Source organism: Burkholderia sp. MSMB1498, assembly GCF_001526245.1.
Taxonomy (GTDB): domain Bacteria; phylum Pseudomonadota; class Gammaproteobacteria; order Burkholderiales; family Burkholderiaceae; genus Burkholderia; species Burkholderia savannae.
Map to the genome: position 1 here is coordinate 204,433 of NZ_LOYJ01000067.1, position 14,394 is coordinate 218,826.

Annotated in this window: 14 protein-coding genes; 6 read left to right on the forward strand and 8 right to left on the reverse strand. The window is 68.1% G+C overall.

What is annotated here, in order from left to right; translation table 11 throughout:
- Positions 1 to 24: 24 nt before the first annotated feature.
- Both WS91_RS14730 and WS91_RS14735 read right to left on the reverse strand, forming a co-directional pair.
- Positions 25 to 255, reverse strand: a complete 231-nt coding sequence (locus WS91_RS14730; RefSeq protein ID WP_038743759.1) for a hypothetical protein — start codon at positions 253 to 255, stop codon at positions 25 to 27.
- A 252-nt stretch (positions 256 to 507) separates the two neighbouring features.
- Positions 508 to 1,308 carry a hypothetical protein gene (locus tag WS91_RS14735; RefSeq protein WP_059670529.1) on the reverse strand — a complete coding sequence of 267 codons (801 nt, stop codon included), beginning with the start codon at positions 1,306 to 1,308 and terminating at the stop codon, positions 508 to 510.
- Between the two features lie 81 nt (positions 1,309 to 1,389).
- Between WS91_RS14735 and WS91_RS36845 the strand changes: the two genes are divergently transcribed.
- Entirely contained in the window at positions 1,390 to 1,731 is a 342-nt protein-coding gene (locus tag WS91_RS36845) for a hypothetical protein (RefSeq protein ID WP_059576478.1), read from the forward strand.
- A gap of 762 nt (positions 1,732 to 2,493) precedes the next feature.
- On the opposite strand, the gene WS91_RS14745 is transcribed toward WS91_RS36845, so the two are convergent.
- Positions 2,494 to 3,903 (reverse strand): hypothetical protein, encoded by a 1,410-nt coding sequence (locus WS91_RS14745; protein WP_038743762.1) that lies wholly within the window; start codon positions 3,901 to 3,903, stop codon positions 2,494 to 2,496.
- Between the two features lie 838 nt (positions 3,904 to 4,741).
- On the reverse strand, positions 4,742 to 5,698 hold the full coding sequence (gene speB / locus WS91_RS14750) for an agmatinase (RefSeq protein WP_038743765.1): 957 nt from the start codon (positions 5,696 to 5,698) through the stop codon (positions 4,742 to 4,744).
- A 152-nt stretch (positions 5,699 to 5,850) separates the two neighbouring features.
- Between speB and WS91_RS14755 the strand changes: the two genes are divergently transcribed.
- Both WS91_RS14755 and WS91_RS14760 read left to right on the forward strand, forming a co-directional pair.
- The gene (locus tag WS91_RS14755) at positions 5,851 to 6,765 is read left to right on the forward strand and encodes a LysR family transcriptional regulator (RefSeq protein WP_059576058.1); all 915 of its coding nucleotides are present in this window, start codon (positions 5,851 to 5,853) and stop codon (positions 6,763 to 6,765) included.
- Between the two features lie 286 nt (positions 6,766 to 7,051).
- Entirely contained in the window at positions 7,052 to 7,495 is a 444-nt protein-coding gene (locus tag WS91_RS14760; RefSeq protein ID WP_038743769.1) for a hypothetical protein, read from the forward strand.
- A 357-nt stretch (positions 7,496 to 7,852) separates the two neighbouring features.
- On the opposite strand, the gene WS91_RS14770 is transcribed toward WS91_RS14760, so the two are convergent.
- The 4 genes from WS91_RS14770 to WS91_RS36850 form a co-directional block, all read right to left on the reverse strand.
- On the reverse strand, positions 7,853 to 9,205 hold the full coding sequence (locus WS91_RS14770) for a type II toxin-antitoxin system HipA family toxin (protein ID WP_059670530.1): 1,353 nt from the start codon (positions 9,203 to 9,205) through the stop codon (positions 7,853 to 7,855).
- On the reverse strand, positions 9,202 to 9,630 hold the full coding sequence (locus WS91_RS14775; protein ID WP_059670531.1) for a helix-turn-helix transcriptional regulator: 429 nt from the start codon (positions 9,628 to 9,630) through the stop codon (positions 9,202 to 9,204). Before WS91_RS14775 ends, WS91_RS14770 begins: the two co-directional genes overlap by 4 nt.
- A 688-nt stretch (positions 9,631 to 10,318) precedes the next feature.
- Positions 10,319 to 11,155 carry a taurine dioxygenase gene (gene tauD / locus WS91_RS14785; protein WP_059670490.1) on the reverse strand — a complete coding sequence of 279 codons (837 nt, stop codon included), beginning with the start codon at positions 11,153 to 11,155 and terminating at the stop codon, positions 10,319 to 10,321.
- Between the two features lie 36 nt (positions 11,156 to 11,191).
- Positions 11,192 to 11,509 (reverse strand): hypothetical protein, encoded by a 318-nt coding sequence (locus tag WS91_RS36850; protein WP_231752028.1) that lies wholly within the window; start codon positions 11,507 to 11,509, stop codon positions 11,192 to 11,194.
- Between WS91_RS36850 and tauA the strand changes: the two genes are divergently transcribed.
- The 3 genes from tauA to WS91_RS14800 are packed head-to-tail and all read left to right on the forward strand — an operon-like array spanning position 11,508 to position 14,175.
- A complete protein-coding gene (gene tauA / locus WS91_RS14790; RefSeq protein ID WP_038743780.1) occupies positions 11,508 to 12,518 on the forward strand; it encodes a taurine ABC transporter substrate-binding protein in 1,011 nt (336 codons plus the stop codon). The two genes, WS91_RS36850 and tauA, sit on opposite strands and share 2 nt — an antisense overlap.
- A 20-nt stretch (positions 12,519 to 12,538) precedes the next feature.
- Positions 12,539 to 13,321, forward strand: coding sequence for a taurine ABC transporter ATP-binding protein (locus tag WS91_RS14795; protein WP_059576046.1), 783 nt, complete (start codon positions 12,539 to 12,541; stop codon positions 13,319 to 13,321).
- 2 nt (positions 13,322 to 13,323) lie between these two features.
- On the forward strand, positions 13,324 to 14,175 hold the full coding sequence (locus tag WS91_RS14800) for an ABC transporter permease subunit (protein WP_038743786.1): 852 nt from the start codon (positions 13,324 to 13,326) through the stop codon (positions 14,173 to 14,175).
- Positions 14,176 to 14,394: the final 219 nt, after the last annotated feature.

The following is a 14,394-nucleotide window of genomic DNA, read 5'->3' on the forward strand; positions in this document are numbered from 1 at the left end:
TGGCCGACGCCGGCGACGCGAAGACTAATTGCGCTTGCGCGCCCGCAAGCGCACCGCCGAATCGAACAGCGCCTGAGCCCGGGCGAGCTCGTCGAGCGCGCGATCGAGGCGCGACACGGCGGCCGCGTATTCGATGCTCGAGGTCGTATCGTCCGCGTCGCCGCGAACGGCGCGAAAGGCGAGGTCGACGTTGCGCGTCGCCTCGAAGAAACGTTGTGCGGCCTGGGCTTCCCGTGAATGCGGGATGGTCGACATGGACGCTGCTCCTCTGTTGCCAAACATGACAAGCCGACGGCAAGCGCTCGCATCGCGCGACGCGCATCGGCGCGAGCCACCGAATGCAACCGCATCGTCGGCCGCCGCGAGCGGGCCCGCGTGCCGGATCGCTGCGCGTTCCGATCGGGCCGTCATGGTCGAATGGCGACCAACCGCCGACGCACGCCAACGACGTGACCTTTCATGAGTCGCCGCGCGCCGCGCGTCCGGCGCGCTCAGGCGCCCGTTGCGTCACCACGCATGGCTTGCCTGCGCGTGGGCCGCGCCGCCGAACGGCGCGACGGCCTCGACGGGCGGCAAATCGAACAGATCCCGCGTGAACCCGCGCGCCTGCTCGGCGGCGGGCCGGCTGCGCAGACGCGTGACCTGCTCGACGAACGTGCCGAAATCGCCGTCGCGCGTCGCCTTCGTGATGTCCGCGAGATCGCGCGCCTTCAGCATGCTCGGCTGCGTGAGCCGCACGAAGTACGGCGCCTCGAGCTCGACCGACAGCGCGAGCGGATAGCGCTTGCCCGTTTGCTCGGCTTCGCGGCCGACGCAATCGACGACCGCCGCGCTTTGCGCGGCGCCGAGCACCTTGCCGGTGCTCACGCTGCGCAGGTGATCGGGATGCACGCGCAGGCGCGTGCCGATGCTGAGCTCGGTCGGCGATGCGCACACGAGCGCGTAGTAATGCTCGCGGCGGCGCCCCGAAGGCAGCGTCGCGCGGCTCGTGATGAACGTGTGCGGCGGCAACTGACGCACCTGGCCGCCCGCATCGATCCACGCGTTCCATAGCAGCACGTCTTCCGGTTTTCTTTCCGCCGGCCGCGCCTTGCTCGACGCCGGCGAGAACAGCGCGATCAGCGAGCCCGTTCGATGCGCGGCAATCTGCGCGCTGTTGCCGAGCGGCTGGCCGATGCCCCACAGAAACCGCCCGCCTCCCAACCGGCGCTCCCATTCCTTTCTCAGCACGATGGTCGGGAGTTCCTCGCCGGACTCGTTACCGATCTTGGTCCAGCAAAACGTCGGGGGCAGGTGTTTCAGTGTCATCAACTCTTTCTCGGAATGCGGCCGACCGCCAGCTTCGACGATCAATTCATTAGGCGTTAATGTATATGTATAATGCATACTATGGAAGCCCCTAAGAGACATTTTTCTGTTCAGGACCTATTGAGCCGGCTGCTGGCCGATACCCGCTCGTCCAGCGAAATAGCTAGGCTTTCGGGCGTCAGTCAGCCCACCGTCTCGCGACTCAGGTCGTCGAGCGGGCGTCGGCTGCGCAGGAGCGGGTCATTCAATAAGCTATGCAGTTTCTACGGCGTCGAGGCGCGTCAGTCGGGCCGGCTTTCGGCCCCGTACAACGATTTGCTGCGCGAGGCGATCGTCGAGGCGTGGGACGGCTCGGAAGAGCACGGCCGCGCGCTGCTCGGCGTGATCAAGGGATTGAAGGAACTGAGCGGCAAGCCGGGATGACGGCCGCTTGCGGCGCCGATGTTCGATGGCGTGCGGATTCGCGGCGCACCGTGCGGGGCGTCGCGAATCCGCACGTTCGGCGTTTGTGCGTGCAGGCTATCCGTCGTCCGCGGTGCGAGTGAACGGCGCGGCCGAACGGTTCGACGCGGATGTGCGGCTTCGTTCGGTGAAGCCAGACGCGGGAAGGCGTGGGCGTTTGCGCGTATGCGTTTGCGCGATCACGAATGGGCGATCACGAATGCATGGTCGCGAATGCATGGTCGCGATCGCGCGATCGCGAATGCGAAATCGGCGTGCGCGATCGCCAACAGGCGATCGACGCCCGCCGTGCGGATCGTGAATGGGGGCGAGGAAGAGGGCGCGTGTCGCGCGGCATGTGCAACGGCGTGGCGATTCGCGACGGAGCCGCGCCGTTGCGCGTCATGACGAGGTGTGCGGCGCGATGCGCAAGCCCGATGTGCAAGTCAATGGATTGGCCATCGATCATCGGCTCGAGCGGCACGCTCGGCGCATGTAAGCGCCTTCGACGCGTTCGGCGATCGCATGAAATCGTCGACCGAGCGCCGATCGAACGTCGATCGAACGCCGATCGATGCCGGTGAGCGCAGCGCTCGCATTCGGTCTCGCGCGGAGCATGCGCTGGCCGGTTCGACGGCGCCCGTCGCAGGGACGGTGTCGAGCGGCCGACCGGCGCGGGGTGCGCCGACCGGCCTCATGCGTCATGTCAGGCGGGTCGGCGAGTGCGAACCGCCTTTTTCATGTTTACTTGCGGCCGAGATATAGTTCGGTGCAGATGTGCGTGAAGTGCATTTGCGACGAGCTTTTGGGCGTTTGACCGTTGTCGAGAGAAGCCACGGCGACCGCATACGGGTTGTAGGTGATTCGCCAACGATCGGATGGCACCGACATCGTATGGAAGTCGCCGGTCATGCTGCCGAGGCCCTGACACTGGCCGACGTTCAGGTCGATCAGTAGGTTGCCGTTCGCATCGGTGTAGCCCGACGTTTCCGTCAACAGCGTGTAGGGGCCGTTCTGGCTCGCGCCGTCGTATGCGCGCACCCAGACGCGCTCGCCCGGCGGCAGGCGCACGTTGCCCGTCGAGTCCCACGCGATGACGCCCGCCGACACCACCCGCGCGACGTTCTCGGTGCCGCGCACGAGATGCGTGATGTTCTCGTTGTCGAGGAAGCGATAGAAGCCCGCGGTGCCCGCGCCGTCCGACACGCGCAGCGTGTAGGCTTGCGCGGCGGGTGCCGTCGCGCCCTTGTCGTAGACGCGGAACATCAGCGTCGCGCCCGCCGGCGACGTGATGTTGTACGGCGTGCCCGACGCGAGCGTGGCCCACGTGTTCGGCGCGGTTTCGAGCTCGGCCGTTTGCGTGCCCGCGCCCTTGAACGTCACGTAATTCGTCGTTTGCGTCGAAGGCACTTGCACCGCGTAGTAGTCGAAGTCCGCGACCGTGTCGAGGTTCGCGTTGATCTGCTGGTTGCCGGTCAGCCGCGTCGGATGCAGGATCGAATCGTTCGGCTCGTAGCTGTCGTAGCCCGTCGTGCCGTACACCTGGAACTGGAACGTCGCGTTGCCCGCGCCCTGCTGCGCGCTCACGAGCAGCAAGAGGCGCACCGGGCCGTTCGGGATCGCCTCGACGACCTTGTTCGGCGACAGGTCGGCCTGGCTGTCGAGCACGGTCCACGAGCCGTCTTCGTTGACCTGCACGAGATGCGCGTCGTGTTGTTCGTTTGCCGGCAGGTTCACGACGTACGCGACGATCTTCGTCGCGCTCGGCGCGACGAACTGGAAGCAGTCGGACTGGCCGGCGGGCGCGGTGGGCGCGTTGTACGCGGCGCCGATCGTCACGTCGGTGCAGCCCGCGACGGGCGGCGCGACGGTGGCGGCGGTCGCGGCGGCCGGCGCGCCGAGCGTCGATTGCCGCGTCGCGAGCGACGCGCGCGAGCCGGCCTGCCGGATCGTGCTGGCGGACAGCGTCGGCAACGGCCGCGGCAGGTTCGGCAGCGACGCGCGGCGCGCGGCGAGCTGCTCGCCGATTTTCGTCGGCTCCGCCTTGCTGATGCCGGAAACGTGCGATTGCGCGGCGATGGTCGGCGGTTGCGACCACGACGGGCTCATTGCCGCCGCGGTCAATAGTGCTGCAGCGTATTTCAGTCTTTTCATAGGGTCTCCTAGCGTGTGAGCGCGCTTGACGCGCGGCAATCATCATACGTTTGCCGGAGAAAAAAGGGGCGGGAAAGTTTCGGATTCGGGTTGGCAGGTGGAATCGGTGCCGCCGGCGGATGCATGGCGATGGGATCGGGGTGTTGCGGGCGGCTCGGAAAGCTCGCCCGGGGGCGGCGCGCGGGCGGCGTGGTCGATGCGGGATGCCGGGAGCGTGGCGGCGCGCGGGGGCGTGGGCTGTCGCGGCCGGGGTGAGGCCGCGAGATCGACCCCGCGCACCCGCATCCTGGTGACTCTGTGACTCCGTGACTCCGTGACCTCGCGACCCCGTGACCTCGTGACCTCGTGACCCCGTGACCCCGTGACCCCGTGACCCCGTGACCCCGTGACCCCATGACCTCGCGACCTCGCGACCTCGCGACTTCGTGCCTCCGGCCGGACGTCGTGCGCGATGCGGGCGTTCGATGCGCGATTCGGCAAGCCAATAAGGGAGAGCGGCGCGCTCGTTCGCCCGCGCCTTGGAGAATGCGAACGCGATCTTCATCCGGTCGAGGCGACGCAGGCCGCGCTGCCGGTTCTCGCGATCCTTGATCGCATGCGCGGCGATCGCGCCGGCTGCATTGCCTCAACTTATCGGCGTGTCGATGCATTGACGACGGCCGATGCGTGTTCGCGAACGGGCCGCCGAACGCCAATCGCCGCACGCCAATCGCCGAAGGCGGGCGGCGAAGTCTCGCGTTCAAGGCGAGCGCCTTCGCATGCCGCGCCGCGGCGATGCCATGCTTCGAGCCGGGTGCCCGGCGTGCGCGGTCCGCGGGCCGGAGGCTTCGTCGCTCGGCTACGAAGCGCGCCGCTTCACGCCGGGCAGCACGCAGAGCATCTCGTAAGCGAGATTCGCGCCGAGCAGCGCGGTGGTGCCGAACGGATCGTACGGCGGCGCGACCTCGACGAGATCGGCGCCGACGATGTCGAGCCCCCACGCGCCGCGCACGATCTCGAGGCCCTGCGGCACCGTGAGGCCGGCGATTTCCGGCGTGCCCGTGCCCGGCGCGTACGCGGGATCGATGCCGTCGATGTCGAAGCTCAGATAGACGGGGCCGCCTTGCACGCGCGAGCGCACTTCGTCCATCAGCGGCGCGAGCGACCGGTTCCAGCATGCCTCGGCCTGGACGACGCGAAAGCCCTGGTCGCGGCACCAGTCGAAATCCTCGGCCGCGTAGCCGGTGCCGCGCAGGCCGATCTGCACGACGCGCCCGCAGTCGAGCAGGCCTTCCTCGACCGCGCGGCGAAACGGCGTGCCGTGCGCGATCTTCTCGCCGAACATCGTGTCGTTGACGTCCGCGTGCGCGTCGACGTGGATGAGGCCGACGCGCCCATGCCTGCGATGCATCGCGCGCAGGATCGGCAGCGTGATCGTGTGGTCGCCGCCGAGCGTGACCGGGCGGCAGCCGTGCGCGAGGATCTCGTCGTACGCCGCTTCGATCCGCGCGATCGAATCGGCGAGGTTGTACGGGTTCGTCGCGACGTCGCCGACGTCGGCGATGCGCAGCGAATCGAACGGCGCCGCGCGCGTGGCCATGTTGTACGGGCGCAGCAGCACCGATTCGCAGCGGATCTGGCGCGGGCCGAACCGCGCGCCCGTGCGGTTCGACGTGCCGAGATCGAACGGCACGCCGACGAAGCATGCGTCGAGCTCCGCGGCGTTCGGCGCTTGCGGCAGCCGCATCATCGTCGCGATGCCGCCGAAGCGGGGCATCGCGTTGCCGCTTTGCGGCTGGAAGTCGCGATTCGACATCGTCTTGCTCCTCTCGTATTGGTGGCGTCGTATCATCCATATGTGACAACAGGTAGCGTTGTACGTCGCCAAAAGGTCAATTTGAATCACGAAGATTCAACGTTTACATCGATGAACTTCTATGTATCGGCGGCGTGCGCCGTGGAGAAAACATGCTCGGCACCCTGACGGACCTGGACCTCCGGCTGATCCGCGTGTTCGTCGCGGTGGCCGACGCAGGCGGCGTGAGCGTCGCGCAATCGGCGCTGAACGTCAGCCAGCCGACGATCAGCTCGCAGTTGGCGACGCTCGAGACGCGCCTCGGCTTCCGGCTGTGCGAGCGCGGGCGTAGCGGCTTTCGGCTGACGACGAAGGGCGAGCGTTTCTATGCGCTCGCGAAGAAGCTGTACGCGGCCGTCGATGCGTTCAGCAGCGAAGCGCGGCACATGGACAAGACGCTCGTCGGCACGCTCGCGATCGGCCTCATCGGCCACACGCCGATCAGCGCGAATGCGCGCATCAGCGGCGCGATCGCGCGCTTCAGGCAGCGCGACGAGGCGGTGCGCTTCGTGATCTCGGTGCGGCCGCCGGGCGAGCTCGAAGAGCGGCTCTTGAGCGGCGACGTTCAGGTTGCGATCGGCTATTTCTGGCACCGCGTGCCGACGCTCGAGTACGCGCCGCTCTTCGTCGAGCGTCAGCTCGCGTATTGCGGGCGCGGCCATCCGCTCTTCGGGCGGGCGGGGCGGCTTTCGGCGGCGCGCGTCGCGGATGCCGAGTGGGCGTGGCGAACCTATCCGTCGCCGGAAGCCGAGCTGTCGACGACGCCCGCGAACGTCACCGCGCACGCCGACAACATGGAGGCCGTCGCGCTGCTGATCCTGTCCGGCCATCATCTCGGCTATCTGCCGCAGCATTTCGCCGCGCCCTACGTGAAGCAGGGGCTGCTCAAGGCGCTGAACCCCGGTGCGCTGCGCTACGACGTGACGTTCCACGTGGTCACGCAGCGGCGCGGCCGGGGCGATCCGATCGTGCAGGCGTTTCTCGACGATCTGATGGACGCGCACCGGGGCGACGCGGCGCACACGTGAGCGACGCTCGCGCGAACGGCGCGCGGCGCGCGACGCGCGACGGCGTTCGTCGACGGCCGCGCGATTGCCGTGGCGTCGAACGGGATTCGATCGCGCGAATGCATCGATGCGGCCCAACGGTGCGCGATCCGGTTTCTTTTCGCGACCGCGCGCGCGGGTGGACCCGGTCCATTTGAGCCATATCAAACCGATTTGCTGCGGCCGCACGCAGTATGCGTTCGGGCGAATGGAGTCCCGACGGCGCCGCGCTTTTGCGTGCCGGGCGGGATCGCAACGGAGCAATGCGATGGAACACAGGTGCGAGCGTCGTCGAAGTCGACGGCTGGCCGCGTGGATTCATGCGGTAGGCCTGAGCGCGCTGTTCGCGGTCGCGGTGACGTGGATCGGCGCGATCGTCGATCATCCGGTCCAGCAGGCGATCGTAGACGGGATGGCGGCGCCGGAATGCGAGACGGTGCGCGCGATGCCGGCGGGCTCGCTGCTGTCTGCGACACAGCCGGACAGCGCGGTCTGCCGGTCGTTCTTTCTGTACCGCGCCGCGTACGTCGACGCGGCGAGCAGCGCGGACGGCTATTCCGCGGCCGTGATGCATGCGCGCGCCGACGAGTTCTGGCAGCTCGTCGGCTACGTGCTCGCGCTGTGGTTCGTGTTCGTCTGCATAGTCGGCGGCATCGTGCTGATCGTGCGCAGGCTGTTCGAGCAGCATGCCGGGCAGCGCAAATCCACTTGAGTCGAGACTTCGGGCCGTCGCGCCGCGCCGGCGCGGTGATCGACGCGCGGCGCGCGTTCGCGCGGCCGCATCGGACGGGCGGGCGGCACCGCCGGCGGCCGGGGGCGACGGCCGCGTGCGCGTCGTCGCGACGAAGGCGGCGCGCGATGAATGAGCGGGCGAGTTTTCCGGCGTTTCTTCCGGTCGGCGAGGGTCCGACGTTCTCGACGACGTCGATCGTCGCCGTCGTCGAGAACGCCTGCGGCCGGTACGCGGGGCCGGGCGCGCGCGGCCTCGGCCTCATCGCAGCGCTTCATCGAATCACTTTGTCGAGCCGCTTCGTCGAATCACCTCGTCGAATCACCTCATCGCGCCGTCTCATCGCGAGGCCCGCGCCGCCGTTTCGGCCGCGAGCTTCGCATTCAGGCGCAGCATCCCGCTGAAGGTCGCATCGGCGACGTCCATCGGAAAATCGCGCGGCAGCCGGGCCGACACTTCGTCGATGACGCCTGCGGTGCGCGCGGTCAACGCGTCGATCATGTCGTCGACCTCGGCGGGCGCGAAGCCGACGCGCTGGCCCTGCGCGATCCAGTGCCGCCGCTGGATCTGATGGATCAGGTAATGGACGTGCTTGCCGCGCACGCCCATCGCGAGCCGCACGCGCTGCGCCGGCAAGCGGTTCGCCCCCCGGCCGATCACCGGATGCGCGGACAGCACGTCGTATAACGGCGTCGATCGATAGCGGTTGCCGGGCAGATGCGCGATGCTGAAATTCTTCGCGTGGCCGTCGGTCGCGGCGAGCAGCCAGAACACGATCTGCGACGCGAAGAACGCGTGGCGGTCGCCCGCGTGCTCGGAGCCGGCGAGCACGTCCATGATCGCCTCGATGCCGGGCCCGCCGTCGGCCTGATATTTGTCGAGCGCGGACGTGCCCGTCGCCTGGCACATGTCTTCCTGCGGCAGGCGCAGAATCCAGCGCGCGTCGCTCGACGGCCTGCGGTCGAAGCGCTCGACGACGAGCGCCTTCTGCTCGTCGAAGTGCGCGATGTCGCAATGCGCGACCGGCAATCCGTACGCGGCGACGATCTTCGAGCACAGCCATTCGTTTTCGACCGACGTGCGCATGTCGGCGCGCCGGTTGCCGACGAGCCCGAGCGGCAGCTTCAGGATATGCGTGGTCGGCGTGCTGCCGTCGGGCAGCAGCCAGCGGCCGCGATGGCGCAGCAGCGCGGTCTTTTCCTGCGCGCCCGCGATCGACAGGCGCAGATCGTCGAGCGGCTCGTGCTGCCCGGCTTGCGGCGCGGATGTGATATCGCGCAGCAGCCGCGCGATGTCCGCATCGGCGAGCGCGCGGCCGCGGATGCGTTCGAGATCGTCCGGCGCTTCGTCGGGCGGCAGCATCTGCAGCGCGCCGACGCAATCGCGGCCGAGCGTCGCGAGCAGCTCGAACGGCGACGTGCCGCCCGTCCTGTAGCGCATCGCGATGCGGCGCCGGATCGGTTCGCTGTCGGGCAGCAGGTTGTCGAAGTAGTCGCTGACGAGCCGGCCGCGATACGGCTGGTTGCCCGGCGTGAACGGCAACGACAGCGATAGCGGGCGGCCCTGCGGATCGGCGATCCATTCGTCGAAGTAGACGAGGCGCTCGCCGTCGCGCGCATGCTCCCAGTAGCCGACGGGCAGGCCGTTCATCCACAGATGCAGGCGCGTGGCGCGCGCGCGGCGGGCGCTCACCAGTCCTCCCGCTTCTTCGGGGCGGCGCGCTTGCGTGCGGGGCGGGGCTGGCGCTCGGCGGCGCGCGGGGCGGGCATCGATTGGCTCGCGGGCGGCGCCGGGCGCTTGGCGGCGGCGCGCCCGCTTCCGGAAGCCTGCGCGGCCTTGCGCGCGGGCAAGGCGATGGCTTGCTTCGCGGCGGGCCTGGCGGAAGCGGTGTGGATGTAGGTGAGCGTGAGCTCGACGTTGAGAACGCGCAGCACCTTGAACAGCCGCTCGACGCTCGCCGACGCCGGATTCGCCTCGAATTGCGCATACGTCTGCTGCGTGACGCCGAGGCGGCTCGCGACCATCGCCTGCGTCAACCCGGCCACCTTGCGGAAGCCGCGCAGGATGGGCCGCAGTTGGTCGAGCGTCTTGATCTCGTGTTCGATGGTGATGGCCATGCGCGCACCTGATTGAAATACAAGGGATTCGCTGTAATCTTAGAAAACAGTTTATATGCTGTAAATCGAATTTACAAGGTTTGAGTTGTATTTCGAGAAAACATATTGTCGTCTGTTTTTTTGGATGCCGGATGCCGGATGCCGGATGCCGGATGATGAGTGTTGATTGTGTGGGCGTGTAGCAAGTCGCGCGACGGCGCGGGAGAGTCGATTTGTCGCGGTGCGCCGCGCGTGCCGATGCGCCGTCCGCGCGGCAACGTTTGCGTGCATGCGGTTTTTCGTTTGCGTCCGACGATTCACGCGTCGCCCCCGTTTTCAAGCGATTTCGGGCTGCATCGAGGCCGTCGGTTTTGCGCCGAGAATTGCGATGGACCATGCGCTTCCAAGCGGCTACGTCCCGTATAATCCGCAGCTTTTTGACAGTCTGACGATCGGTTTCATTCGCGCTTTCGCATCGACGCCGGGCACGGCCGGAGGCGAACGCGCAGCACGAGCGGGATCGAACGAGATCGAGCGGCGGCGCAACGGGGCGCCCGTCTGGTCGAAGTGCGAATCGCACGAATTGAACGAATCGCACACCGGCGTGTGCCGCCGCCCGGCGCGATTCGCGATCGAAATCGTCAGATCGAAAAAAACGGCAAGCCGGCGATGCCGTTGCGGCGCTCGCGCGCGCCGCGCGTTTTTCACGTCAATACGGCCTGTCGCCGACGATCGTCGCGCGATGCATCACCCGATGCGCGCTGCCGTAGTCGTTCACCGCGTAGTGAATCGTCGAGCGGTTGTCCCAAAATGCGACGTCGCCCGCCTGCCAGCGCCAGCGCAGCGTGAACTCGGGCCGCGACTGGTGGGCGAACAGGAAGCGCAGCAGCGCCGCGCTTTCTTCTTCCGGCAGCTCGTTGATCTCGGTCGTGAAGCCTTCGTTGACGAACAGCGCCTTGCGGCCGTTCTCCGGATGCGTGCGCACGACGGGATGGGTGACGGGCGGATTCTTCATGCGCGTGTCCTCCCAGCGCGCGCGATCGTCGGCGGTGAGCCCGAAGCGCTTCAACGGAAACGACTTCGTGAAGTCGTGCTGCGCGGTGAGGCCGTCGAGCTGCATCTTCACGCGATCGGACAGCGCGCCGTACGCGGCGAAGCCGCTGCCCCACAGCGTGTCGCCGCCCGTCTCGGGCAGCGTGCGCGCGGCGAGGATCGACGCGCTCGGCGGCGTCTCGACGAACGTCACGTCCGTATGCCAGATCGCGTTGTCCTTCAGGTCGAAGACGGCGTTGTCGAGCACCATGATCTCGCGCGCCTGCGGATGCGACGGATAGATCGGGTGAACGTGCAGATCGCCGAAGCCGGCCGCGAAGTCGCGATGCCGAGCGGCGCTCAGGCGCTGATCGCGGAAGAACAGCACCTGATGGTGCGCGAGCGCGTCGCGGATGTCGCGGTGCAAGTCGCCGTCGGCCGCGTTCGCAAGGTCCACGTTGTCGACGATCGCGCCGATCGCGGGCGTCAGTCGGGTCAGTTTCAGTCGAGTCATCGTCGATCCGGGTTCGATGCGGCTTTGAAGCCGCTATCAAGCGCTATGAAGCCGCTTTGAAACCGCTTTGAAATCGCCGCGAAGCGGCGGCTTGCGCAGCCAGCCGCCCGCGCGCCGCGTGCGGCATGTCGCGTGTTGCGCAAAGCCGGCAAGTCTCGCAAAACGCATTCGTACGGTGAACCAACGAATTGCGCATTGCTTATCCGCCCGCCGGGATTGCAGCGGGCCCGGCGCGGCCGCGGCATGCGCCGTCTCATATCCTTCGCAGATTTCGTTGTTTAACAGACGACGGGCATCCCGGTAATCTCGACGGCCATCCGAATTCAACGCATCCAGAAGAAGGGAAGGCCTCATGATTCTCAAGCGCATCCTCGCCGCCACGACTTTCGCCGTCGCCGCTTTCGCCGCGGTTCACGCGCAGTTCGCCCATGCGGACACGGTGAACGTCGCGTATCAGTACGGCGCCGATCCGGCGAAGCTCGCGCAGGCGGGCGCCGCGTACGAGAAGGCCACCGGTTGGAAGATCAACTGGCGCCGCTTCGATTCGGGCGCGGACGTCGTCGCGGCGCTCGCGTCCGGCGACGTGCAGATCGGCGACGTCGGGCAGAGCCCGTTTACCGCCGCCGTGTCGCGCGGCGTGCCGATCCAGGCGGTCGTGCTGAACGCGATCACCGGCGTGTCCGAGGCGCTCGTCGTGCGCAGCGGCGCGCACATCGACAAGCCGGCCGATCTCGTCGGCAAGACGATCGCAACGCCTTACGCATCGAACTGCCACTACGCGCTGCTCGCGGCGCTCAAGCATTGGGGCATCGATGCGCAGCGCGTGAAGATCGTGAATCTCGGGCCGACCGAGATCGTCGCCGCGTGGGAGCGGGGCGTGATCGACGCAGCCTACACGTGGGACCCGGCGCTCGGCCGCGCGAAGGCGAGCGGCGGCAAGGTGCTCGTCGATTCGGCGCAAGTCGGCAAGTGGGGCGCGCCGACGTTCGATCTGTGGGCGGTGCGCAGCGATTTCGCGCGCGCGCATCCGGATTTCGTATCGAAGTTCGTCAACGTGACGACGCAGGCGATCGCCGACTATCGCGCGAACGCAAAGGCGTGGACGAGCGCGTCGCCGCAAGTCGCCGCGATCTCGCGGCTGAGCGGCGCGACGACGGGCGACATTCCGCAGCTGCTCGCCGGCAATCTCTATCCGACCGCGTCCGAGCAGGCGTCGCCCGAACTGCTCGGCGGAGGGACGGCCGCCGCGATCGCGTCGACCGCGCGTTTCCTGAAGGAGCAGCGCAAGATCGACCGCGTGCTGCCCGACTATCGACCGACGGTGACGGACCAGTTCGTCCGCGCATCGGTCGCGGCGCGCTGATTCGACGCGGCGGCATCGGCATGGCGAAGCTCTGCGCGCAACAGGTGTCCGTCGTCTACGAATCGCGCCGCGGCGCGTTGACGGCGCTCGATAACGTATCGATGTCGGTCGGCAGCGGCGAGATCGCCGTCGCGCTCGGCGCGTCCGGCTGCGGCAAGAGCACGCTGCTGTCGCTCCTTGCCGGCTTTCAGCGGCCGACGTCGGGCCGCGTCACAGCCGACGGCGCGCCCGTCGCGGGGCCGGGCGCCGATCGCGGCGTCGTGTTTCAGGACGACGCGCTGATGCCGTGGCTGAACGTGATCGACAACGTCGCGTTCGGCCTGCGGATGCAGGGCGTCGGCCGCGATGCGCGAAACGCGCGTGCGCGCGACGTGCTGCGGCTCGTGAAGCTCGCGGGCTTCGAGCAGCATCGCATCGACGAGATCTCGGGCGGAATGCGTCAGCGCGTCGGGCTCGCGCGCGCGCTGGCAGCGGACCCGTCGTTCCTGCTGATGGACGAGCCGCTCGGCGCGCTCGATGCGCTCACGCGCGAGCACATGCAGACGCTGCTGCTCGACGTGTGGCGCGCGACCGGCAAGGGGATTTTTCTGATCACGCACAGCGTCGAGGAGGCGGTGCTGCTCGCGACCGAGCTGCTGATCCTGTCGCCGCGGCCCGGGCGCATCGTCGCGCGCCATTCGCTCGACTTCGCGCGGCGTTACGCGAACGGCGAATCGATGCGCTCGATCAAGAGCGATCCGCGCTTCACCGAAATCCATCTCGCGCTCGTCGAGCAATTGATGCGAGAAACCGAGGAGGTCTGACTTTGGCCGCGACCGAACAGCATCGGGATTTTCCTGTGCCGCATGCTTCGACGGGCGTGCCCGCGGCATCGCGAGCGCGTCGCAGGCCGCGCATGCACGCGGGCCACGCGGCCGCGTTCGCGACATGGGCCGCGCTCGTTCTCGGCTGGTGGCTCGCGGCGCGCTTCGAATGGGTGTCGGCCGCGTTGCTGCCGGGCCCCGAGGCGGTGCTGCGCAAGCTCGTCGCGCTGAGCACCGAGGGCTTCGACGACGCGACGCTCGGCCAGCACGTGTTCGCGAGCCTGTCGCGGATCGCGACGGCGTTCGCGCTTGCGGTCGTCACCGCGATTCCGGCCGGCATCCTGATCGCGACGAACCGGATCGTGCGCGGCGTCGTCGATCCGATCGTCGAGTTCTACCGGCCGATTCCGCCGCTCGCGTATTTGCCGTTGATGGTCGTCTGGTTCGGAATCGGCGATGCGTCGAAGATCCTGCTGATCTTTCTGACGATGTTCGCGCCGCTGACGATCGCGACCGCCGCAGGCGCGAGCGGCGTATCGGAGAGCCGCCTGCGCGCGGCCGCTTCGCTTGGCGCGACGCGCGTGAAGCTGCTGCGCCACGTCGTGCTGCCGAGCGCGCTGCCGGACATCCTGACGGGCGTGCGCATCGCGCTCGGCGCGGGCTGGTCGACGCTCGTCGCGGCGGAGCTGATCGCGGCCACGCGCGGGTTGGGCTTCATGGTGTACTCGGCGTCGCGATTCCTCGTGACGGACGTCGTGATCGCGGGGATTCTCGTGATCGGCGCGATCGCGCTCGCGCTGGAAATCGGCTTGCGCGCGCTGCAGCGGCGCTTGACGCCGTGGCGGGCGGAATAGCTCGGTTCGTGCGGGCGTGGCGGCGCGGCGCGTTCGTTCCGGCGATGCGGGGCGATACGGGGCGATGCCGCGCGGTGATCGCCGCTCGCGAGGCGCCGTTCTCGAGCGTCGAGCGACACTGATGTGAAGACCCGATTGCGCGCGTGATCGCGATGTCTGACGCGCAAGCGCTGCGGCCAGCGCCGCGCGTCATCGTCATCTCATCGCAATTGTCATCGG

Bases quoted from the DNA above. Each gene is read 5' to 3' on its own strand.
- speB (WP_038743765.1), bottom strand. From the start codon at position 5,698: ATGTCGAATCGCGACTTCCAGCCGCAAAGCGGCAACGCGATGCCCCGC.
- WS91_RS36850 (WP_231752028.1), bottom strand. From the start codon at position 11,509: ATGAGGCCTTCCCTTCTTCTGGATGCGTTGAATTCGGATGGCCGTCGA.
- WS91_RS14760 (WP_038743769.1), top strand. From the start codon at position 7,052: ATGGAACACAGGTGCGAGCGTCGTCGAAGTCGACGGCTGGCCGCGTGG.
- WS91_RS14755 (WP_059576058.1), top strand. From the start codon at position 5,851: ATGCTCGGCACCCTGACGGACCTGGACCTCCGGCTGATCCGCGTGTTC.
- WS91_RS14775 (WP_059670531.1), bottom strand. From the start codon at position 9,630: ATGGCCATCACCATCGAACACGAGATCAAGACGCTCGACCAACTGCGG.
- tauD (WP_059670490.1), bottom strand. From the start codon at position 11,155: ATGACTCGACTGAAACTGACCCGACTGACGCCCGCGATCGGCGCGATC.
- WS91_RS14730 (WP_038743759.1), bottom strand. From the start codon at position 255: ATGTCGACCATCCCGCATTCACGGGAAGCCCAGGCCGCACAACGTTTC.
- tauA (WP_038743780.1), top strand. From the start codon at position 11,508: ATGATTCTCAAGCGCATCCTCGCCGCCACGACTTTCGCCGTCGCCGCT.
- WS91_RS14795 (WP_059576046.1), top strand. From the start codon at position 12,539: ATGGCGAAGCTCTGCGCGCAACAGGTGTCCGTCGTCTACGAATCGCGC.
- WS91_RS14735 (WP_059670529.1), bottom strand. From the start codon at position 1,308: ATGACACTGAAACACCTGCCCCCGACGTTTTGCTGGACCAAGATCGGT.
- WS91_RS14745 (WP_038743762.1), bottom strand. From the start codon at position 3,903: ATGAAAAGACTGAAATACGCTGCAGCACTATTGACCGCGGCGGCAATG.
- WS91_RS36845 (WP_059576478.1), top strand. From the start codon at position 1,390: ATGGAAGCCCCTAAGAGACATTTTTCTGTTCAGGACCTATTGAGCCGG.